The organism is Marinitoga sp. 38H-ov (assembly GCF_011057715.1).
GTDB lineage: Bacteria > Thermotogota > Thermotogae > Petrotogales > Petrotogaceae > Marinitoga.
In genome coordinates this window covers 18,407-42,733 of record NZ_LNGH01000022.1, presented here as the reverse complement: position 1 = coordinate 42,733, position 24,327 = coordinate 18,407, and the positions used below count along the sequence as shown (strand labels likewise).

Here is a 24,327-nt window from a genome sequence, read left to right as displayed (position 1 = left end):
TTGTACGAAATCCTTTTTTGACCTAATTTTAACAGTATTAAGATAAATTACATGTATAATATAGTATGAAATATTATTAAAAAGGAGTGTTGAATATGCAAAAAGAAATTTTATCAGAAGAAAAAAACGTAAAAAGATTTTTAGTTAAATTTGATAAAAAAGATATAGAAAAAGCTGAAGATCAAATCGTTAGAGAATTAAACCAAAGATATACCTTTCATGGTTTTAGAAAAGGTAAAGTTCCAAAGAATGTTATGAAAGTTAAATTTGGCGAAGATTTTATAGAAATGGTTAGAGAAGTATTATTGGAAAAAGTTGAAGCAGAATTTAAAGATGAAAAATTATTATTTGGACCATATGTTGAATCATTTGCTTTAGATAATGGTTTTGCTGAAGTGGAAATATTAGTACATGAACACCCTGAAGTTATATCAACAAAATTCGAAGAAATAAAGGTTGAAGTTCCAACAGAAAAAGAAATCGTTGAAAAATTTGTAGAAGATAGAATAAAAGAATTATTAGAAGAAAATCCAATTTTAGAAGAAAAAGATTCACCAGCAGAAATTGGCGACTTAGTAAAAGTTAAATATAATGTTTTAAATGAAGAAGGTAAAGAATTATTTAAAGATAAAGAAAGCGAATATGTATTATACGAAGAAGATAAAAGACCTATGGTTACAGATTTAATAGGAAAGAAAAAAGGCGATTATGTTGAAATCAATAGAGAATTCGAAGATAAAAAATATATATATCAAATTAATGTAGAAGGCGTATACAAAAGAATTATCCCAGAATTAAATGATGACATAGCAAAAACATTAGATACTGAAATAAATTCAGTTTTAGAATTAAAAGAAAAATTATCTAATGAAGGTTCAGAATCATTCAAAGCTTGGAAAGACGATTATATTAAAAATTATATAATTTCTCAATTACATAAATATGTTGAAATTGATGTAGCCGAAGAAACAATTGATGATTTTGTTGAAAAATCATTAGAAAGAGCAAAACAATCAGAAAAATATGAAGAAGAAATTGAAAAACATGGTGGAGAAGATAAATATATCGAAGAATTAAAAGAACAAGCTATTAAAGCAATAAAAGAAATGACAATTATAAATAAAATCGCTGAAGAAAACAATATAAAAGTTGAAGAGAAAGAATTAAGTGAAGCTATACATTCTTTTGCTCATATGTATAGAATACCTCATGATAAAGCTAGAGAAATTATATACTCAAATGCAGAAATTTTAGGTAATTTAATGTGGGATATTTTAAGCAGAAAAGTTGCTGACCATATATCAAAAAGCGTTGAAATAGTTGAAGTTGAAAATTTTGAAGAAAAACAAAATGAAGAAAATTAATTAAAACAGGGACTAGTTCCCTGTTTTAATTTAGAAGAGGTGATTTAATGAATATAATTGATGTTATTTCTAAAGATTTAAAAGTAAAAGAATGGCAGGTTAAAAACACTGTTGAACTATTGAACAATGGAAACACTATCCCTTTCATTAGTAGGTATAGAAAAGAAGCTACAGGAAATTTAAAAGAGGAAGAAGTTAGGAAAATATCTGAATTACTTCAATATTATTCAGAATTAGAAAAAAGAAAAGAAAGCGTTATTAAATCTATTGAAGAACAAGGAAAATTAACAGAAGATTTAAAAAATAAGATTTTAAATGCAATGAAAATGAGTGAAGTTGAAGATTTATATTTACCGTATAAAAAAAGAAAAAAGACTAAAGCAGATATTGCTATAGAAAATGGTTTAGAACCTTTTGCTCAAAAATTGTTATTACAAGAGATAACAAATATTAAGGCAGAAGCAGAAAAATATATAAATGAAAATTTTAAAACGATAGAAGAGGTTTTAGAAGGCGTTAAAAATATTATAGGTCAATATTTTGCCCACAATGAGAATATAAGACAAACTTTAAGAAATGATCTTTTAAAATACGGAAAAATTGAAAGTAATAAAAAGAAAAAATTTTTAGAAGAAAAAACTAAATATGATACATATCATGAATTTTCTCAGGAAATTTCTAAGATCCCAAATTATAGAGTTCTTTCAATAAATCGTGGAGAAAAAGATGGCGTATTGTCTGTAAAACTTATTATTGAAGATAAGTATATTGAAAAATTATATAGAAATTATTTAACTAAATATGATACAAATAATGAAATAATTAAAGAAGGTCTGGATTATGGTTTTAAAAATATGTTATTCCCTTCAATTTCTAATGAAGTAAGGAATTTATTAACCCAAAAAGCCGAAGAGAGTTCTATTGAATTATTTTCAAAAAATTTGAAAGAATTGTTATTAACCCCTCCGCTAAAAAACAAAAGAATTTTAGCAATAGATCCTGGATATAGAACCGGATGCAAAGTTGTAGCTTTAGATGAATCAGGTAAATTTTTAGAAAATGCTACTATTTATCCAGTCCCACCTCAAAATGATTTTGAAAATGCTGAAAAAATTGTTTTAGATTTAATTAAAAAATACAATTTAAATCTAATAGTTATTGGTAATGGTACAGCTTCGAGAGAAACTCAAAAATTTATTGTTGATACAATCAAAAAACATAACTTAAATTTAAAATATATTTTTTCAGATGAATCTGGAGCTTCTGTTTATTCAGCTTCAAAATTAGCAGTAAAAGAATTTCCAGATTTAGACGTTACAGTAAGAGGAGCAATAAGCATTGGAAGAAGAGTTCAGGACCCATTAGCTGAATTTGTTAAAATTGATCCAAAATCATTAGGTGTTGGTCAATACCAACATGATATGAATCAAAAATTATTAAAAGAAAAATTAGAAAATACTGTAGAACATGTTGTTAATTTAGTTGGTGTAAATTTAAACACCGCTTCTGCTGCATTACTTCAATATATTTCTGGAATAACCCCTAAATTAGCAGAAAATATCGTAAAATACAGAGAAGAAAATGGTCCTTTTAATTCAAGAGATGAACTGTTAAAGGTAAAAGGATTTGGCCCAAAAGCATTTGAACAATCTGCAGGATTTTTGAGAATATTTGATGGCAGTAATCCTCTAGAAATAACAGGAATACACCCAGAAAGTTATGAAAAAACTGAAGAATTACTCACTTTTTTAGGGTTTAAAAAAGAAGATATATTGAATAGTGAAAAATTACAATTAATTAGAAATGAATTAAATAAATATATGACTAATGAAAAAATAAAAGAATTATCAAAAAAAATTGGTATTGGTGAATATACATTAAAAGATATTATTTCTGAATTACAGAAACCTGGAAGAGATTTAAGAGATGAATTACCTCAACCATTATTATATGATGATATATTGACTTTTGAGGACCTAAAAGTTGGAATGATTCTTCAAGGAAGAGTAACTAATATAACAGATTTTGGAGCTTTTGTGGATTTAGGAATTAAAGAAAATGGATTAATTCATAAATCTAATGTTTCAGATAAATTCATTAAACATCCTTCAGAAATACTAAGTATTAATCAAATTGTTAATGTTGAAATTTTAGATATTGATAAAGATTTAAAAAGAATTAATTTAAAACTCAGATAAAAATAGCCCTTGCGGGCTATTTTTATTCACTAACCTCTTCTTTTACTCTAATTAATAAAACACTTCCTATTAAAAATAATATGCTTATACTCAAGACTCCAAATCTAGAACTTTTTGCAATTTGTGAAAAAAATCCTACTAAAAACGGCCCTAAAATAGCTGCAAACTTCCCAAATATATTATAAAAGCCGAAGAATTCAGCAGATTTTGATTTTGGAATTAATTTACCATACATAGATCTACTTAACGCTTGAATACCTCCTTGAGATGTTGCAACAAGTATTGCTAACACCCAAAAATCAAATGTCGAATCTAAAAAATAACCATATATTGTTATCAAAAAATATATTATAATTCCTATAAAAAGCATTGTTTTTACATTCCATCTTTGAGCTAATTTACCATATATCAATGCAAATGGAAAAGCAATTATTTGAGTTGCTAATAAGGCTAATAATAGTTGTGTAGTTCCTACTCCAACATCTTTACCATATACTGTTGCCATTTTTATTATTGTCCCAACACCATCAATATAAAAAAAGTAAGCTAGTAAAAATAGAAATATATTTTTATATTTTCTAATTTCTTTAAATGTATCAACAATTCTAAAAAAACTATCTTTTATTGGTGTAGTGGATGATTCTATATAATATTTTTGTTCAACATTTTTCAATATTGGAATAGAAAATATTAACCACCAGAAACCTGTAATAACAAAAGATATTTTTGTCGCTGCCAATACGCTTTCTAATCCAATTAACTCAGGCTTCATTATTATAGCCATACTTATTATAAATGGTATTGCACTACCAATATATCCCCAAGCAAAACCACTAGATGAAACCCAATCCATTCTTTCATTATTTGTAACGTCAACTAATAAAGAATCATAAAATATATTAGCACCAGAAAAACCTATTGCTGAGAAAACATAAATTATTATACACTTAAGCCAGTCACCTTCACCAACACTTGTTAATAAAAATGTCGATATAATCCCCATTATCCAAAAAAAAGTTAAAAATCTTTTTTTGTAATTTTTATAATCTGCTATTGTTCCTAAAATAGGAGCTAAAATTGCAACTAACAATGTAGCTATTGTATTACCATATCCCCAATAAGCAGTAGATAAATAATTTTCTACTCCTTTAGCAGCAACATCTTTAAAAAATATGGGCAAAACTGCAGTAATTATAACTAAAGTATATGCAGAATTAGCCCAATCATACATAATCCAACTTTTTTCTTCTTTTGTCATAATATCCCCCCATAATAAAATTTAATTTCTATAATTTTAAATATATTATACCATTTTTTAAAATCTATATTATATTGCTTTGTAATATTTTGTTAACTTTTTTCATTTATTATTATATAGCCTAATTTTAAACAGGGGGTGCAAAATGCTTGATAGAAAAACTTTTGCAGAAATTAATATAAATAACTATATTCATAATATTAATTTTATAAAAAATAAAACTAAAACTGAAGTTATTCCTGTTTTAAAAGCTGACGCATATGGCCATGGTGCAACTCAGCTTGCAAAAGTAGTAGAGAATATTGGTATTAAATTAATTGCCGTTGCTTTTTTAGGAGAAGGTATAAATATTAAAAAAAATGGAGTTAATATAGAAACATTAGTGTTTAACTATGCTACTCCTAAATCGATTAAAGAAAATATTGATGGATACATATATACTATAGGCTCTTTAGAGCAATTAACAGAATTAATAAATTTTTTTGGAAAAAATATTAAAAAAATAAAATTCCATCTTAATATTAATACCGGTATGAATAGAATGGGAATAGATATTTACAATTTAGATAAAATTATATCTTTAATAAAAGAGTATAATATTAATATTCATGGTGCATATTCTCATTTTGCAACAGCTGATAACTTAGATGATTTTATTAAAGAGCAATACAATAATTTTATATCAGCTATTAAATATATTGAAGATTCAAATATAAATATACCCGTAAAACATATTTGTAATTCTGCTGCTTCATTATTTTTCCCAGAATATTCATTAGATTATGTAAGACCTGGAATAGCTACATACGGAATGCAACCTTCTGATATTAAAATAGAAAAAGAATTGAAACCTGTTTTAACTTGGAAAAGTACCGTTGCAAGAGTTGGTTTATTAAAAAAAGGCGAAAGTGTAAGTTACGGAAGAACTTATTTTGCAAAAGAAACTATCCCAACTGCTACAATACCAGTTGGATATGCAGATGGATATTTTAGACAATTATCTAATAAAGGATATGTTTTAATTCAAGGTAAAAGATGTAATATAATTGGAAGGGTTTGTATGGATCAATTTGTAGTTGAAACCACACAATTAAATAATGTAAAATTAGGTGAAGAAGTAATATTAATAGGAAAACAAAAAGATAATATTATTTCAGCAGAAAACCTTGCAAGTTTAGCTGGAACTATTAATTATGACATAACGTCAAAAATAACAAAAAGAGTACCGCGCATATATATTGAGGAGGAATAACATGAATAATGGAGTAAATTTAGGTGATTTATTAAGAGAAAAAGGACAATTAACGGATGATTTAATAGATGACTTTTATATCAATGATTTAAAGCCTAATGATTTTAAAGAAATTGAAGGTAAAGTAATTAGTAAAAGATTACAAACAACGAAAGATGGTAAAGATTTTTTGCTTTTTACAATTTCAGACAAAAGCGGCACATTACGAGCTATTGATTGGTTTAAAGCTAAGGAAAATTCGGAAAAGATAAATATAGGGGATATCATAAGAGTAAAAGGTAAAATTGTTGTTTTTGAAAATAGATTACAATTAAATGTTGAAAAAGATTATAATATACATATTTTGAAGGATAATGAGATTAATCCTGAAAAATTTATTAGAACATCCAATAAAAATATATCTCAATTAAATGAAGAATTAAAAAAAATTATAGATAATATAGAAAATAGTTATATAAAAGAATTATTAGAATATATATTTATAAAAGATAAAAAATTTTCAAATGAATTCCTTTACGCCCCTGCCGCTATTAATGTTCATCATGCATATAAACATGGATTAATAGAACATACTATAGATGTTGCTAATTTATGCAATTCCATAGCAGAAAATTATGGTAATATTGTTAATAAAGACTTATTAATAGCTGGTGCTTTACTTCATGATATTGGAAAAACTAAAGAATATAAGATTACTCCTTCTGGTATAGAAAAAACTAATGAGGGAGAATTAGTTGGGCATATTGCAATTGGAATACATATAGTTTCTGAATATTCTAAAAAAATTGATAAATTTCCTAAAGATTTATTAAATGAAATACTTCATATGATAGCTTCACATCACGGCGAATTAGAATGGGGAAGTCCAATTTTACCAAAAACAATAGAAGCTTTTATTTTGCATTTTGCTGATAATTTAAGTTCCAAAGTTAATCAAATTATAAATCATATATCTGAATCTAATAATGACGAATGGACAGATTATAATAAAAATCTTGGAAGAAAGATTAAAATTACTAAATTGGAGGAAAAATAATGCCAAAATCACCAAAAAATGTCGTTATTGTTGAATCTCCAGCAAAAGCTAAAACAATTGAAAAATATCTTGGTTCAGATTATAAAGTGGTAGCTTCGAAGGGACATATAAGAGATTTACCACAAAAAAAATTTGGTGTTGATATTGAAAATGGTTTTGAACCAGAATTTGAATTAATGCCTGGAAAAGAAAAGGTTGTTTCAGAACTAAAAAAAATTGCAAAAGGAAAAAAAGTTTTTTTAGCTCCTGATATGGATAGAGAAGGAGAAGCTATTGCATGGCATTTAAATTATTTATTAGGACTTGATGAAAATGATGCAAATAGAATTATCTTCTCAGAAATTACTAAAAATACTATACAAGAAGCTATTAAGAATCCTAAAAAAATAGATAATAATAAAGTTGGTGCTCAATTAGCAAGGAGAATTCTTGATAGAATAGTCGGTTATAAAATAAGTCCTATATTATGGAGAATATTAAAAGATTATAATACTAGCGCTGGTAGAGTACAATCTGCTGCTTTAAAATTGCTAATTGATAGAGAAAGAAGTATTTTTCAATTTAAACCTAAGGAATTTTATAAAATATATTTAAAATATTTGGACCAAAATATACCTTTAATAAAAATAAATAATAAAAAATTTAAGAATGAATCAATAAACGAAAAAAAGAAAAATGAAATAATAAAAGACTTAGAAAACACATCATTTACTGTAGAATCTGTAAATGAAAAAAAAGCAAAAAGAAACCCTCCACAACCTTTTATAACTAGTACTTTACAACAAAGTGCCATTTCAAAATTTGGTTGGACATCAAAAAAAACTATGCAAATTGCTCAAAAATTATATGAAGGTGTGGAAACTTCAGAAGGCCCAATTGCTTTTATAACCTATATGAGAACAGACTCAACTAGAGTATCAGAAGAAGCAAAAAATAAAGCATACGAATATTTGAATAATAATTTTGGAAAAGAATATACTGGTAATTTTAAAACAAAAAAATCATCAAAAAAAATACAAGATGCTCATGAAGCTATTAGACCCACTGATGTATTTATAGATCCACAAAAAGCAAAAAAATTATTATCAGGAGATAATTTAAAATTATATACACTTATTTGGAATAGGTTTATTGCATCACAATCTTCATCTTCTATTTATTTAGAAAAAACATATTCTATTTCTGATTCATCTAAAAAATATACTTTTGAAGCTGTAGGGAGAAAAAGAATTTTTGATGGATTTGAAAAATTTTGGCAATCTTCTACAACTGAAAAAGAATATGAAATACCAGAATCTGGTATTTTAGAACCAATAAAAATATTATCTGAAAAAGATAAAACAAAACCACCCGCAAGGTATACAGAAGCTTCATTAGTAAAAGAAATGGAAGCTAAAGGGATTGGGAGACCTTCGACTTATTCAACAATAATAACAACGTTATTAAATAGAAAATATGTAATTAAAGAAAAGAATAATTTAATTCCCACGCTTGTTGGATTTATAGTTTCTGATCTTTTAGAAAAAAATTTCCCTGAAATAGTTGATATACAATTTACAGCAAATATGGAAGAAAAACTTGACAAAGTTGAGTCTGGTGAAATAGAATGGAAAAAAGTTTTAAACGAATTTTATAACGATTTTGAAAAGTTCCTATCTAATACGGAACAAAAAATGAAAGAAAAAGCTTTAGATTTTTATTATAAATCTAATATTAAATGTTCAAAATGCAATGCTGAAATGGAGCTGCAATTTGGAAGATTTGGTTTATTTCTAAAATGCCCTAATTGCGATGATAATAAAAGCTTACCTAAAGATGCTCTTGGTATTACTTTAGACAACATTGTGTATATTGATAAGGATATTATTTCTAGCTCTGAAAAAGGAAATGAGGAAAAAACTGGAGAAAAATGTCCTAATTGTGGTGGAGACTTAATAATAAAAAGAGGTAGATTTGGAAAATTTATAGCTTGCTCAAATTATCCAGAATGCAAATATACAGCCCCATTGCCCGCTAGGGGAAAATGTCCTAATTGTGGAGGAATTGTTCATAAACTTAAAAGTAAAAAAGGAAAAATATATTATAAATGTTCAGAATGTGAAGAAATGTTTTGGGATGAACCTTCAAATTATAGATGTCCTTCATGCAATGGAGCATTATATTATAAATATAAAAATAAAGAAGAAATGCTGTATTGTCCTGAAGAAAAAATATATTATAAAGAGAGTGAGTTGAATGAATCTTAAAAAAAATATTGGATTAATTTATGGCGGAAATTCAAATGAAAGAGAAATTTCTATTTTAAGTGCTCAAAATGTTGAAGTTGCATTAAAAGATTTAGGATATAATATATTTAAATATGATTTGAAAACTGAATTTAATATTTTTTTAAAGGAATATAATAAGATAGATTTAGTTTTTAATGTTGTTCACGGATATGAAGGTGAAGATGGGCAATTGCAAAAAAAATTAGAGGATTTAAATATTAAATATATAGGTTCAAATTCTATAGTTTCAAAATTAACCTTTGATAAATTACTATTTTCAAAAACAATAGAAAACAATTTTTCTGTTCCAAAATATATTAATGTTGAAAAATATATCGAACCGCCTTTTCAATTTCCTTTAATAATCAAACCCAGAAAAAGTGGATCTAGTTTAGGTATTCATATTTGTCATAATTTAAAAGAATATGAATTTTTTCTAAAAAAAGAATTGGAAATTTATAATGAAATGATTATACAAGAATATATTAAAGGCAGAGAAATTTCTGTTAGTATAATAGAAAAAAATAGTGAAACAATTGTTCTTCCTATTCTTGAAATAAAACCTAAAAAAGAATTTTATGATTATGAAGCTAAATATACTGATGGATTAACTGATTTTGAGGTACCTGCAAAATTAGATAAAAGATTAGAGAAAAAGATAATTACTGATTTTGAAAAAATTTTTAAAAAAATTGGATTAAAGGACTTTGCAAGAATTGATGCAATAATAAGAGAAAATGAGTATTATATACTTGAGGCTAATACAGTACCAGGATTAACTAAATTAAGTGATTTACCGCAATCAGCTTACGCTTATGGTTTAACTTTTAATAATTTAATAGATATTCTAATTAAAAATAACTTATAATTCCCATCCTTTTTGGATGGGATTTTTTATTTACAGTATATATAAAGTATAAAATAATAAATTCTTTTATATATTTGTAATTTTTTAGAAATAAAAAAAATTTATAATTATTTCGTATTCGAAATATTTGTGTGCAAAATATTTGTGTGCAAAATATTTTTTATTAATTGATATAAAATTTAATGTTAATATATTGGAGGTTATAATATGAAAATTGTAGCTATTAATTCTAGCATGCGAAAAGGTAGAACATATGAGTTATTAAAAAATATTGGTAATAAACTGGATTATGATTTTGAAATTATTAATTTAAAAGATTATAACATTAATTATTGTTTAGGTTGTGAGGTGTGTATTAAAAAAGACTATTGTGTAATTAATGATGATGTGGAAAAATTAAAAGAAAAGTTAATTAATGCTGATGGTATAATAATAAGTTCTCCTGTTTATTTAGAAAATATATCCGGTGTTTTAAAAACTTTCTTTGATAGAAATTGCAAATGGGTCCATAGATCTGATTTAATTGGAAAGCCTGTATTATTAGTCTCTACTACTGCAGGTAGTGGGTTAAATGATGTTTTAGATTATTTGGAAAGTGTAATGATTTCATGGGGAATGAAACCTTGCGGGAAAATCGGCAGAAAAATTCAAGAAAAAAAAGATGTATCATTAGATGAATTGAAACTTTTTATTGATTCTATTGAAAGAAAATCAAAAAAAGAAAAAATAAAATTATCTAGACTTATAAGATTTCAGGTGCAAAAAGCTATGTCAACAAACTTATTAGATATTGATAGAATTTTTTGGAATAAAACTGGACTAATTAACAAAAATTATTTCTATGAAGAAAATACAAAAATAAATCCTATCTCTAAATTTATTTCAAATCAATTTGGTAATTTCTTATCAAAAAAAATAAAAGAAAATGCACAAAAGGTAAAAATTCAAGGTGGTGACAAAATTGAAGAAAACATATGAGGTAATGATTTTGTTTAAAGAAATTAGGGAATTAGTAAAAAAAACTATGGTTACTAGTTTTGAAGATTGTGAAATAACATCTTCTCAGTGGATGTTATTAGGAGCATTACTAAAAAATGGAAGAATGACTATGAGTGAATTAAGTAATTATATTGGATTATCAAACAGTACAGTTTCTGGTATAGTTGATAGATTAGAAAAGCAAGGATATATAAAAAGAATTAGAGATGATAATGACAGAAGAAAGGTTTTTGTTGAAATTACAGAAAAATTTAATGATATTGCCAAAAAAAGACATGAATCTATAGAAAAAAAATTTGAAGAAAGATTACATAAAGTATCTGAAAATGAATTAGATATTGTAATTGATGGTTTAAAAATATTGAAAAAGATTTTCGAGGAGGAATGATATTGTGCTCAAATTAATAAAATATCTAAAGCCGTATACATTATATTTAATTTTAGCAGTGCTTTTTTTATTTGTACAAGCAAAAGTGGATTTATCTTTACCTGATTATATGTCAAATATTGTGAATATTGGTATTCAACAAAATGGTATAGAAGATACTATACCCGTTGCAATAAGAAGTAGTCAAATGAAAAATCTATTTTTGTTTATGTCAAATGAAGAAAAAACAAAAATCCTAAATTTATATGAATATATAAAACCTGATAATGAATCATATAAAGAATATTTACAAAAATATCCAAATTTAAATAGTGAGTCTGTATATATATTAAAAGAAAAAATAAATGATTCAGAATTAGAAAAAATTTTCGCAAAAGCTTTCTTAGCGGTAACAGCATTAGAAAGAGGGGAAACCGAGGGTTTAAATATTAATAAAAATAGCAAATTAAATATATTTAAACTTATTAATTTTTTACCTCTTCAACAAAGAGTAGATTTTGCAAATAATATTTATGAAAAAATGCAAATAACCGGCGAAGAAATGATAAAACAATCTTTAATTATGTCTGTTAAGAATGAATATGAACAATTAGGAATTGATTTAAATAAAATACAAAGAAATTATATCTTAAAATCTGGTAGCATAATGCTTTTAATAACATTATTAGGTGCAGTAATGGCAATAACAGTAGGATTTTTTGCATCTAAAACTGCTGCTGGGTTAGCAAAAGATTTGAGGAAAAAAATTTTTACAAAAGTAGAGTTTTTTGCTGGTGAAGAATTTGATAAATTTTCAACAGCATCACTAATAACCAGAACAACAAATGATATTACACAAATACAAAATGTAATGGTTATATTAATTAGAATAATGTTCTATGCTCCTATTTTAAGTATCGGAGCTATATTTAAAGCATTGGAAAAAAGTCCTTCGTTATCTTGGATAATAGGATTGGCTGTAGCTTTACTATTAACTTTAATAGGTATAATATTCTATTTTGCATTACCTAAGTTTAAGCTATTTCAAAAATTAGTAGATAAACTAAATTTAGTTTCCAGAGAAAATTTAACAGGTATGATGGTAATTAGAGCTTTTAATACAAAAAACAAAGAAAAAGAAAGATTTGATAATGTAAATAATGATATAACCAAAACTCAACTATTTATTGGTAGATTAATGTCATTATTAATGCCTATTATGATGTTTGTATTGAATGGCGTAATGTTATTGATAATATGGTTTGGAGCAAAACAAGTAAATAATTTCAATCTTCAAGTTGGGGATATGATGGCATTTATGCAATATTCTATGCAAGTTATTTTCTCATTTTTAATGATGTCAATGATATTTATATTTTTACCTAGAGCAAGTGTTTCTGCAAACCGTATTGTTGAGGTTTTAGAAACAGAACCTTCTATAGTTGATCCAAAAGAGCCAAAATCTTTAAATGAAAATGTAACTGGAATTATAGAATTTAAGAACGTATATTTCAAATATCCTGGAGCCGAAGATTATGCATTAAAAAATATTAATTTTAAAGCTTTACCTGGAAAAACTACTGCTATAATTGGATCTACAGGTTCTGGTAAATCAACTTTAATTAATTTAATACCTAGATTCTATGATGTTACGGAAGGTCAGGTATTAATTGATGGTATAGATGTACGCGAATTAACTCAAAACGAATTAAGAAAATATATAGGATATGTACCCCAAAAAACTACATTGTTCAGTGGTACCATTGAATCAAATATTAAATATGGTAATGAAAATTTATCAGACGAAGAAATGGAAAAGGTAGCTGATATTGCTGAAGCTTTAGAGTTTATTAATAAATTTCCAGATAAATTTAAACATGAAGTTTCTCAAGGCGGTGCTAATTTCTCAGGTGGTCAAAAACAAAGATTGTCTATCGCTAGAGCTTTAGCTAAAAAACCAAAAATTTATATATTTGATGATAGTTTTTCAGCATTAGATTTTAAAACAGATTTAAAGGTTAGAAGAAAATTGAGAGAATATACTAAAACAGGAACATTTATTATTGTCGCACAAAGAATAGCTACTATTATGAATGCGGATCAAATTATAGTCTTAGATGAAGGAGAAATTGTTGGAATTGGAAAACATAAAGAATTATTAGAAAACTGTCCTGTATATAGAGAAATAGCTTATTCTCAATTGTCAGAGGAGGAATTAGCATGAGCGAAAATAAAAGAAGACCACACAGAGGCGGTGGAGGCCCTATGATGACTGGGCCTGTTGAAAAGGCAAATGATTTTAAAGGAACAATGAAAAGGTTAGTTAATTATCTTTCTCCATATAAAGTCGCTTTAATTATTGCTATTATTTTTGCAATGGCAAGTGCAGCTTTTTCAATAATAGGGCCTAAAATATTAGGTAAAGTTACAACAAAAATATTTGAAGGTATAATAGGAAAAATAATGGGAAGCACTCAAGGTATAGATTTTGTTTATATAGGAAGAATTATGCTTATTCTATTAGGTATATATACACTTAGTGCTATTTTCGGGTATATACAAGGCTGGTTAATGACAGGTGTATCAGCTAAGGTAACGTATAATTTAAGAAAACAAATTATGGAAAAGATTCATAAAATGCCTTTGAAATATTTTGATGGTACTAATCATGGTGAAATTTTATCAAGAATAACAAATGATGTTGATACTATTAGTAATACATTAAACCAAAGTTTATCTCAAATGATAACTTCTTTAACAACTGTATTAGGCGTTTTAGTAATGATGTTAACTATTAGTTGGCAAATGACTCTAGTTAGTTTAATAATTCTTCCATTATCTGGTTTTTTAATGATGTTCATTATTAAAAGATCTCAAAAACACTTTAAAAAGAGACAAGAATTTTTAGGTCACGTTAATGGACATGTTGAAGAAATGTATGGTGGTCATGTTATTATGAAAGCATTTAATGGCGAGGAAAAAAGCATAAATAAATTTAAAAAAATGAATACTGAATTATATGATTCAGAGTGGAAATCACAGTTTTTATCTAGTATTATGATGCCTTTAATGAATTTTGTAGGTAATTTGGGATATGTTGTAGTAGCTGTAATGGGTGGATGGTTTGCTGCAATAAAAGTTATTGAAGTTGGAGATATTCAAGCTTTTATTCAATACGTTAGATCTTTTACTCAACCAATAGCTCAGCTTGCTAACATTTCTAATATTTTCCAACAAACTGCAGCTGCTGCAGAAAGAGTATTTGAATTTTTAGATAACGAAGAAGAAATTGAAACTACAAAAGTTAAAATAGATATAAATAATGTTAAAGGAAAAGTTGAATTTAAAAATGTCAAGTTTGGATATAATCCAGAAAAAATTGTTATTAAAAACTTCTCTGAAGTTGTTAAACCTGGTCAAACAGTAGCTATTGTTGGCCCAACCGGAGCTGGAAAAACAACGCTAGTTAAATTATTAATGAGATTTTACGATGTAAATGATGGAGCTATTTTAATTGACGATATAAATATAAAAGATTATTCAAGAGAAGAATTAAGATCAATTTTTGGAATGGTTTTACAAGATACTTGGTTATTTAGCGGAACAATAATGGATAATATTAGATATGGTAGATTAGATGCTACAGAAGAAGAAATTATAGAAGCTGCTAAAATGGCTCATGTGGATAGTTTTGTTCACGCGCTTCCAAATGGATATCATATGGAAATAAACGAAGAAATGAATAATTTATCTCAAGGTGAAAAACAATTAATTACTATTGCTCGTGCATTTCTAGCAAATCCTAAAATTTTGATTTTAGATGAAGCTACTAGTTCTGTTGATACAAGAACAGAATTAAAGGTTCAACAAGCAATGGAAAGATTAATGAAAGGCAGAACTAGTTTTGTTATAGCGCATAGATTATCTACTATTAAAAATGCTGATTTAATCATTGTAATGAACGAAGGAGATGTTATAGAACAAGGAACACATGAGGAATTATTAAGCAAAAATGGTTTCTATGCAGAATTATATAATTCTCAATTTGAATTAGCAGAGGAAATGTGATGTGTTTTAGCATTATATTGTAGTTAAACCCCATCCTAGAATGGCCAAGGATGGGGTATTTTTCATAAAGTAATACAACATTGGAAAAATTTTTCTCTTGACTTTTACTTTCTTTCATGGTCATTTTTTGATATTCACTGCAGATAAAGTTTGAAAAACAGATATATATTTATCTGATGAACGCAAAGATTTATCTGAAATATATCAATGTTTAAAAAAATCCGATGACTTATTATATGAAATAAAAAAATATTCTAAATGTAAAATATTAATCAAACAACTGGATCTTGACAAACTTTATATTATACAAAATATTTTCAAAAATAATATTCACAAAAAATATTTTATTGATAATTTGAAATAATATTTATTTTTTGTTAAATATAATTTATCTATCATTCGATAGATAAATTTTTTATTAAATTATTTTATATATTAAGTAAATATATATATTTATTTATGATTTTTTTGTTATAATAATATTAAGATATAACTTTTAGGAAAGAATATAAGGCCGACCTTATTAACAACTTATATTATTATGAAAAGGTTGTAATATTGTTAAAAAAATAACTATTGTAATGATTTTATTATCAACACTAATAATATTAACTTCTTGCGCAACTAATAGCTCAATTGATGAGTTAAAAAAATTGAATATCTTTCAAAAAAATATAATTTGAAAAGCATAAATAAAAATGAAATTCCGAAAAATATAACACCTATTGAAATTAAAAATTCTGAAGAATTAGAGAAATTATTAAAGAATCTTTCATCTATTAATACAAACGAAATCACTTTTAATTTATTAAATAACTCAAAAATAAAAGGTTATACTGCAAGCTAAATTTTCAAAAAAGATAACAAGTATAAATATTGGAAATATATATTTCAATGTTATGGCGGATTTAAAAATATTTAAGGATGGTTCGTTTGGGGAAATTTTATTTTATTCTAACAAATGTTCTTTAACTGGTTGGACTTTAGCGGCAAGATTAGAAAATTCAACAGCTTCTGTAGAAATAAGTTCTGATAGGCAATCTGCAACTTTAAGAGGAAGTGGAACAGTGGGTTTATATTTATAATTAAGGGATTAATTAGAATATATTCTTATGATGTAAACGTTTTTGGAACTTATAAAATAAACTATTAGGGTGGTGATAAGATGGATTTTTTCTTAACAGAGTTTTTGAATATTTTAAATTTGATTTTTTCTATTGTCATTTTAATTGTAGTAATAAAAATATCTTATATTATTATGAAACTACCATTAAAGGATAAAAGTGATGAAACCCAAAAAATAAAAGATACTTTAACAAACAAGTGAAATAAATATAAAAAACTTTATGAAAATTATATATGTTTTAGAATCTGATAAAAAATAATATCCGACGTTGATGTCGGATATTATTTTATTTAAAATATTTTTAAAAATTCTTTGTTTTTTTGGATATATATGATATAATTTTAAAAAAGTCTGAGAGGTGTAACATGCGTAAATATGAAGATTTTCATAAAAGTGTTATGGTTAATGAGGTTTTAGAAAATTTAATAACCAAGGAAGATGGAATATATGTTGATTGTACCACTGGTGAAGGCGGACATATTAAGGCTATTTATGAAAAAACAAATGGTAAAGCTAAAATAATAGGTGTAGATTTAGATTATGAAGTTTTAGAAATAGCTGAAAATAGGCTAAAAGAAATAACAAGTGATATTGAATTTTTTAAATCCTCATATAGAGATATTGATATAGTTTTACATGGATTAGGAATAGAAAAAGTTGATGGCTTTTTAATGGATTTAGGCGTTTCTACATTTCAATTAAAAGGAGAAAATCGTGGATTCACTTTTATGCAAGATGAACCATTAGATATGAGAATGGATCCTGATTCTGATTTTACTGCATGGAACGTTATTAATGAATACGAAGAAGATAAACTATCTAAAATTATTTTCGAATATGGTGAAGAATTTAAATTTGCAAGAAGAATTGCAAAAAGTATTGTAAATTCAAGACCTATTAACACTACATTTGAATTAGTAGAAGCTATTAAAAAGGCTTTACCGCCAAAAGAAAGATATAATAGAAAAAGACATTTTGCTACAAAAACTTTTCAAGCAATTAGAATAGAAGTTAATAAGGAATTTGATAATATAATAACTGCTTTAGAAAAATTTCCTGACTTTTTAAATATTGGTGGTAGAATATGTGTAATTTCTTTCCATTCTTTAGAAGATAAAATTGTTAAGAATTTTTTTAGAAATCATGAAAAACTAAAGTTATTAACAAAAAAGCCGATATTACCTACAGAAGAAGAAATAAAAGAGAACCCCAGAGCAAGGAGTGCTCGTATTAGGGTAGCCGAAAGAGTTTAAAGGGGGGTTAATTTATGGAAAAAAGAATTTTAATTCCAACTATTAATCAAAAGGCTTTACATCAAGTTGAAGGGATATCAATGTCATTTGTTATTTTAATTTCTTTAATTGTAATTATGGCATTTTTTATTACTACCACTATTAATCTTGGTTCAAAAGTTCAAACGCTTAAAAGCAATTTATCCTCTATGAATTTACGAATATCAGATTATAACACCAGAATAAATGCTGTAAATACAGAACTTGAATTTTATAAAGAATCGCTTATTTTAATGGAGGAAAATTAACCTTGTGCAAAGAATTAGTTTAATATTCTTCATTATTATTATTCTTTATATATCTTTAATTTCCTATATTTTAATTTTAAGACCATATTCAATTAAAGAAAATAATAAAATAAATATTAGCGGAAATAAATTAGCGACCTTAGTTGATAAAGAAGGTCGTATTATTGCTATAGATAAAACTATATATGAAGTTTGGTTAGATTTAAAAACTATAAAAAATAGAAACAAATTAGATTCATTAAAATCTGATTTGGAAAAATTATTAAATGATGATGATTTTAATAAAAATTATATTTTATTAGGAAAATATGATGATAATCTTGAAATCAATACTTATTTACCTAAAAATATTTTAAAATATTCTAAAACATATTTAACATATGAAAGAAATTATAATACATCTTTTGGCCTAAGAAAAAATATAGGAGAATTAAATAAAACAGAATATGGAATAGAACCATATTTATATAATATAGGTATTTTAAATGATTATGATAAGATAAATTTATCATTAGATTTAAAAATGCAAAAAATTGCTTATGAAGAATTATCTAAAATGATTAAAGAACAAGATGCTGAAGGTGGTACTGTTATTATTTTAGAAACTAAAACAGGAAAGATAAGAGCTGCTGTTTCTAATTATCCTTGGAATATGGCTTTTATGGGTTATATTGAGCCAGGTTCTACAATAAAACCTCTAATCTTTGCCATTGCTTTAGAAGAAGGCATTATTTCGCCTTATCAAAAATTTGATTTAACTCCTTATATTTCTCCTGTTCCTAATATTAATTTCACTATTGGCGAAGCAGAAGGACATCATTTTGACACATTGGATGCAAAAGACGCAATTGCTTATTCATCTAATGTTGCTGCGGTACAAGTTATGAAAAAAATAATGAATAATTTTTCAAATGAATGGTTATATAACAAATTAGAATTAATGGGTTTCGGGAAAAAAACCGGTGTTGAGTTTAATAAGGAAATTTCTGGAATACTACCAGAACCAGAAAATTGGTATAAAATTACCCCTTACCAAATAGCTATAGGTCAAGGTATTGGAGTTACTCCTATACAACTTGTTTCAATTTTTAATGTTTTTGCTAATGATGGAAAATATGTAAAACCTACATTTTTAGAAAATAATGCTATAAAAGATATTCAAGTTTTTTCACCAGAAACCTCTAATCTAATGAAAGATTGGTTGAGGTATACTATGTTAAAAGGGACTGCCAGAACTGCATATAAACCTGGTGTTTTAATTGCTGGTAAAACAGGAACTGCACAAAAAGCAATTTCCGGAGAAGGTTATTCAGACAAATATTATTCATTATTTGTTGGTTTTTTTCCAGCCTCAAAACCAAAATATACAATTGTTTCAATTATCGATGATCCAAAAAAAGAATATTATGGAGGAGAAGTTGCTGCTCCAGTTGCAACAAATATTTTTTATAGATTAGAGAATTATTCTGAATCAAATAAAGTTAACATAATTAATGGTTATCTTCCAAATTTAAAAGGAAAATCTATTTCCGAAGCATTATTCATATTAAAATCATTGGGTATAAATGAAAATAAAATAGTTTTATCTGGGAATGGAAATTATATCATTGATCAAAAGCCAGATAAATCTTATGATTTAAATAAAATTGATTATGTTATACTAATATTAGGAGATGAATTTGATGAAAAAAATACTAATATACGGTGATTCTCAAATAAAAAAAAATATTACAATAAAAAATTTGATAAAAAACTCTGATGGATCTTTGATAAAAATTTCAAAATCATTAAAAAACCCAATCGAAGAATTAAACAATAATTTAATGTCAAACTCATTATTTGGAGATAAAAAAAATATTTTAATTGAAGATATTAATAAATTTTCCGAAAAAATAAAAAATACAATTTTAGATCAAATAAAAGACTTTTCATCTGAAAATATAGATGTTTTAATCATTACAAATGATTCTTCTAAATTAAAAATAAAATTCGATGATATTTTAGATTGTTCATTACCAAAACATTGGGAAGAAGATAAATGGATAAAGTTTATTAAAGAAATTGCTTTATTTTTTAACACAGATATAAACGATAATGCAGCAGAGTATTTATTAAACTTATATGGTTATAATGATATTTATTTATTTGAAGAAATTAAAAAATTATCTATATATTCTGATAATAATATTAATATAGAAGATATAAAGGAAATAGGTTATTTATATTCAAATATTGATTTTGAGAATTTTGCTTATTTACTATCTTCAAAAAGAAAAGAAGAAGTCTTAGAATTAGCAAAAAAATATCTATCAAATCCAGATTTTAACTTAACTCCTTTTATTTGGTTTTTATTTAATTATTTTTTAGATCTATATCGTGTTATAATTAATATAGAACCTAAAAAAAAGTTTAGCTGGCCTGAGGCACAAAAATTATCTCAAGATACTAAGGTTTCTAAAATGAGAGTAAAAAAATTTCTAGGTATTCGTTTTAAAAACGAAAAGGAATTTTATGCTAACCACACTTTATTTTATACCAAAAAAGATCTTATGGATATAATTATTAAACTTGAGGAATATGATAGATTGGCTAAAATTGGAGAAAATAAAGATTTAATTTTTATGAATATAATTTTAGATATATGTGGGTGATAATATGGGTTTAGGTAAAAGTATCTACAACTTAACAAATTTATTTACTATTTTTAGGTGGAATAACAGACCGGCTTTATTAAGATTTACAGAAGCCGATAATGTATATCATAGTTTACTTTTAACGTTAGTTTCTATTGAATATTTAAATAGAAAAGGACAAAAATTTTCTATTACTAAAAACATTAAAGCTAAGATTTATAAAGAACTTCCAAAGATTATTCTATCCGACGTATCTTTGGATACAAAAAATAGGATTGTTCAAAAAGATAATAAAATTTGGGATGAAGTTATTGAAAAAAGTTATAACGAACTTAAAGAACAAAAAATTATTGATTTCTTTAAATCTGAATATGACAAGGAATTTGAAAAATATGCTAATTTTATTGATTTAATGGTTTCTTTAAAAGAAATTGAAATAAATAGCAGAATATATCCTGAATATTTTAATATACCTAAAGAAGAAACTGAAAAAAAATTAAGATTAATAAGGCTTGAATTACCTTATATTAATGAATTAGAAAGTATTTTAAGTTATGTTTTAAAAGCTTCTACAAGAATGACTACTATGTATAGATGGAACAAAAATCATAGGAATATAAAAAGCTCAGTTTCTTCTCATACTTTTATGGTTGTATCATCATCCATTATTTTTTATCATTTAAACAATAATTCTGATGAAAAATTATTAGAAGATATAATAATTGCAAGTATTTTACATGATTTTCCTGAATCCTTTACTGGAGATGTTATAACTCCTACTAAGAAAAAAGTTAAAGGATTAGAAAATATAATCTCTTCAATTGAAGAAGAAATGATTGAAGAATGGTTTAAAAATGATAATGATACTGCTATAATATTTAACACTTTTAAAAATCATATGATTAATCCTTTTGATGATGAATATGGAAAATATGTTAGATCATCTGATATATTTAATGCAATGCTTGAATGCGCTATTGAAATAAGTTCTGGAAATTCACAAACTATTTTTAGAGAAGCATTTTTTAATATGAAAAAAGAATTAAAAAAATATGACTTTGATTTCTTATATGATTTAATTGATGAAATAGAAAAAATTACATTTTTTAATTAAGTTACTTAGTTACTCCCCATAATAAATATATTTTTCATATACAGGAGGGGAGATTATGTTATATTATGTTATGCTAATCCCATTATTAGCACTATTTTTTGCGATGTTAAATTATTTTTCTGTTTTAAAACTCGACGAAGGTACAGTTAAAATGAAGGAAGTTGCTAAAGCTATTAGAGAAGGCGCTAACACTTTTATAAACCATGAGTATAAAACAGTAGGATTATATATTGTTTTTATCTCGATTATACTAATAATTATAACCGATATTAATGTAGGAATTGCATTTATTTTAGGAGCATTAATGAGTGGTAGTGCCGGATACATCGGCATGAAAATGGCTACTCATGCTAATGTAAGAGTTTCTAACACTGCTAGAAATACCAAAGACATTGGTAAAACTTTAAAAGTTGCATTTAAGGGCGGCAGTGTAATGGGACTTTCTGTTGCTGGTTTTGCTTTATTTGGTCTGATAATTGTATATATTGTTTTTGGTATTTGGAAAGGGCAACTCGACAAAGAGAATATTATTGTTATAAAAAATTGGTTAGGAATAAGTTATATTCCATTTGCTATGACCATTTCAGGATATGCGTTAGGTTGTTCTATAATAGCTATGTTTGATAGGGTTGGTGGTGGAATATATACAAAAGCTGCAGATATGGGGGCTGATCTTGTTGGAAAAACAGAATTAGCTTTACCTGAAGATGACGCAAGAAATCCTGCTACTATAGCAGATAATGTTGGAGATAATGTTGGAGACGTCGCTGGTTTGGGAGCTGATTTGTTAGAAAGTTATATAGGAGCGATAATTTCTTCTGTAATTTTAGTATTGTATGCTAGTTTTTTAATTTCTAGAGAAACAATGGAAGTTTCATATATAACAACATTTAAATTATCTATTTATCCAGTTTTATTTGCAAGTTTAGGACTTATAGGAGCTATGATAGGAATATTATATGTAATAATTAAAAAAAGTTCTAATAACCCTCATAAAGAATTAAATATTTCATTATTTTCGTCAGCTACAATTACTATTATTTTGACCTTTTTCTTAAGTATATATTATCTAGGCGATTTACCTAAAAATGATTTAAATTTAATGAATTTTAGATATGGTATATACTCACCATGGCTTTCTGCAATAGTTGGAATTTTTTCTGGTATAATAATAGGTATTTTAGCTGAATATTATACCAGCGATAAATTTACCCCTACTAAAGAACTAGCTAATTTTGCAAAAGGTGGACCAGCTATTGTTATATCAAAAGGAATGGCTTTAGGAATGAAAAGCGTCTTATATCCAGTTTTTATGTTAATGTTTGGAATATTATTATCAAATTATTTTGCTGGATTATATGGAGTTGCTATGGCTGCAATGGGAATGTTATCCTTTGTAGCTGCTACAGTATCTGTTGATTCATATGGTCCAATTGCTGATAATGCAGGCGGTATTAGTGAAATGTCTAATTTGGAAGAAGAAGTTAGAAAAATAACTGATAGCCTTGATTCTGTAGGAAATACTACTGCAGCAATTGGAAAAGGATTTGCTATAGGTTCTGCTGCATTTGCCGCATTATCATTATTTGCATCATATGTTTATTCTCAAATTAACCCATCAATGAAATTAGATTTAAATAGCTTTTTAAATATTAATTTAATTAATCCAAGGACAATTGCTGGTGCTCTTTTTGGAGCGGCTTTACCATATTTCTTTAGTGCATATTTAATTGATGCCGTTGTAAATGCTGCTGAAAAGATGGTACAAGAAGTTAGACGACAATTTAAGGAAATCCCTGGCTTGATGGAAGGAACTGCAAAACCAGATTATAATAGATGTATTAAAATTAGTAGTGACGGTGCATTAAAAGAAATGAAAACACCTGCATTAATTGCTGTTTTAACACCTCTAATATCAGGATTTATTTTTGGAACAGATTTTGTTGGCGGTCTTTTAGCTGGGACAACATTTAGCGGTGTTATGTTAGCTATTTATACAGCAAATTCTGGAGGTGCCTGGGATAACGCAAAAAAATACATTGAAAATGGAAATCTAGAAGGTGAAGGTAAAGGCACAGATGCTCATAAAGCTTCTGTAGTTGGTGATACTGTTGGAGATCCACTAAAAGATACTGTAGGACCTTCATTAGATATATTGATAAAAATTATGGCTGTGACATCTTTAATAACTGTTTCTGTATTTAAAATATATCATATTTTTTAACCGGAGTTTTTAC

Annotated in this window: 20 protein-coding genes; 19 read left to right on the top strand and 1 reads right to left on the bottom strand. The window is 25.9% G+C overall.

The features are described from left to right. Positions 1–95 precede the first annotated feature (95 nt). Both AS160_RS06945 and AS160_RS06940 read left to right on the top strand, forming a co-directional pair. Positions 96–1,364, top strand: a complete 1,269-nt coding sequence (locus tag AS160_RS06945; protein ID WP_165146877.1) for a trigger factor — start codon at positions 96–98, stop codon at positions 1,362–1,364. Between the two features lie 47 nt (positions 1,365–1,411). Further along, on the top strand, positions 1,412–3,562 hold the full coding sequence (locus tag AS160_RS06940) for a Tex family protein (protein ID WP_165146875.1): 2,151 nt from the start codon (positions 1,412–1,414) through the stop codon (positions 3,560–3,562). Between the two features lie 22 nt (positions 3,563–3,584). Here the strand turns inward: AS160_RS06940 and AS160_RS06935 are convergent, their stop codons facing one another. Further along, on the bottom strand, positions 3,585–4,820 hold the full coding sequence (locus AS160_RS06935; protein WP_165146873.1) for an MFS transporter: 1,236 nt from the start codon (positions 4,818–4,820) through the stop codon (positions 3,585–3,587). A gap of 145 nt (positions 4,821–4,965) precedes the next feature. Here AS160_RS06935 and alr point away from each other — a divergent pair, with 145 nt between their 5' ends. The 17 genes from alr to AS160_RS06850 all read left to right on the top strand — a co-directional run bounded on the left by alr (position 4,966) and on the right by AS160_RS06850 (position 24,314). Further along, positions 4,966–6,072 carry an alanine racemase gene (alr, locus tag AS160_RS06930; protein WP_165146871.1) on the top strand — a complete coding sequence of 369 codons (1,107 nt, stop codon included), beginning with the start codon at positions 4,966–4,968 and terminating at the stop codon, positions 6,070–6,072. A gap of 1 nt (position 6,073) precedes the next feature. Further along, positions 6,074–7,108, top strand: a complete 1,035-nt coding sequence (locus tag AS160_RS06925; protein ID WP_165146869.1) for an HD domain-containing protein — start codon at positions 6,074–6,076, stop codon at positions 7,106–7,108. Continuing rightward, the gene (topA, locus tag AS160_RS06920; protein WP_165146867.1) at positions 7,108–9,354 is read left to right on the top strand and encodes a type I DNA topoisomerase; all 2,247 of its coding nucleotides are present in this window, start codon (positions 7,108–7,110) and stop codon (positions 9,352–9,354) included. Before AS160_RS06925 ends, topA begins: the two co-directional genes overlap by 1 nt. After that, a complete protein-coding gene (locus AS160_RS06915) occupies positions 9,344–10,243 on the top strand; it encodes a D-alanine--D-alanine ligase (RefSeq protein WP_165146864.1) in 900 nt (299 codons plus the stop codon). The genes topA and AS160_RS06915 overlap by 11 nt, the downstream gene beginning before the upstream one ends. A gap of 207 nt (positions 10,244–10,450) precedes the next feature. Further along, positions 10,451–11,221, top strand: coding sequence for a flavodoxin family protein (locus tag AS160_RS06910; RefSeq protein ID WP_165146861.1), 771 nt, complete (start codon positions 10,451–10,453; stop codon positions 11,219–11,221). Further along, complete coding sequence (locus AS160_RS06905) at positions 11,205–11,630, top strand: MarR family transcriptional regulator (RefSeq protein ID WP_165146858.1); 426 nt, start codon at positions 11,205–11,207, stop codon at positions 11,628–11,630. Before AS160_RS06910 ends, AS160_RS06905 begins: the two co-directional genes overlap by 17 nt. A 4-nt stretch (positions 11,631–11,634) precedes the next feature. Beyond that, the gene (locus tag AS160_RS06900; protein ID WP_165146855.1) at positions 11,635–13,833 is read left to right on the top strand and encodes an ABC transporter ATP-binding protein; all 2,199 of its coding nucleotides are present in this window, start codon (positions 11,635–11,637) and stop codon (positions 13,831–13,833) included. 41 nt (positions 13,834–13,874) lie between these two features. Next, entirely contained in the window at positions 13,875–15,677 is a 1,803-nt protein-coding gene (locus AS160_RS06895; protein ID WP_206528133.1) for an ABC transporter ATP-binding protein, read from the top strand. Positions 15,678–16,356: 679 nt separating this feature from the next. Beyond that, positions 16,357–16,524: a hypothetical protein gene (locus AS160_RS06890; protein ID WP_165146849.1), complete on the top strand. Its 168-nt coding sequence runs from the start codon at positions 16,357–16,359 to the stop codon at positions 16,522–16,524. Positions 16,525–16,576: 52 nt separating this feature from the next. After that, positions 16,577–16,762, top strand: a complete 186-nt coding sequence (locus AS160_RS06885; RefSeq protein ID WP_165146846.1) for a hypothetical protein — start codon at positions 16,577–16,579, stop codon at positions 16,760–16,762. Between the two features lie 80 nt (positions 16,763–16,842). Beyond that, a complete protein-coding gene (locus AS160_RS06880; protein WP_165146843.1) occupies positions 16,843–17,004 on the top strand; it encodes a hypothetical protein in 162 nt (53 codons plus the stop codon). A 164-nt stretch (positions 17,005–17,168) separates the two neighbouring features. Then, entirely contained in the window at positions 17,169–18,056 is an 888-nt protein-coding gene (gene rsmH / locus AS160_RS06875) for a 16S rRNA (cytosine(1402)-N(4))-methyltransferase RsmH (protein WP_165146840.1), read from the top strand. A 14-nt stretch (positions 18,057–18,070) separates the two neighbouring features. Then, positions 18,071–18,343: a hypothetical protein gene (locus tag AS160_RS06870; RefSeq protein WP_165146837.1), complete on the top strand. Its 273-nt coding sequence runs from the start codon at positions 18,071–18,073 to the stop codon at positions 18,341–18,343. Positions 18,344–18,347: 4 nt separating this feature from the next. After that, the gene (locus AS160_RS06865) at positions 18,348–20,051 is read left to right on the top strand and encodes a penicillin-binding transpeptidase domain-containing protein (RefSeq protein WP_165146834.1); all 1,704 of its coding nucleotides are present in this window, start codon (positions 18,348–18,350) and stop codon (positions 20,049–20,051) included. Continuing rightward, positions 20,026–20,994, top strand: a complete 969-nt coding sequence (locus AS160_RS06860) for a hypothetical protein (RefSeq protein WP_165146831.1) — start codon at positions 20,026–20,028, stop codon at positions 20,992–20,994. The genes AS160_RS06865 and AS160_RS06860 overlap by 26 nt, the downstream gene beginning before the upstream one ends. Before the next feature lie 4 nt (positions 20,995–20,998). Beyond that, a complete protein-coding gene (locus AS160_RS06855) occupies positions 20,999–22,090 on the top strand; it encodes a YfbR-like 5'-deoxynucleotidase (RefSeq protein ID WP_165146828.1) in 1,092 nt (363 codons plus the stop codon). A 55-nt stretch (positions 22,091–22,145) separates the two neighbouring features. After that, positions 22,146–24,314, top strand: a complete 2,169-nt coding sequence (locus tag AS160_RS06850) for a sodium-translocating pyrophosphatase (RefSeq protein WP_165146825.1) — start codon at positions 22,146–22,148, stop codon at positions 24,312–24,314. Positions 24,315–24,327 lie beyond the last annotated feature (13 nt).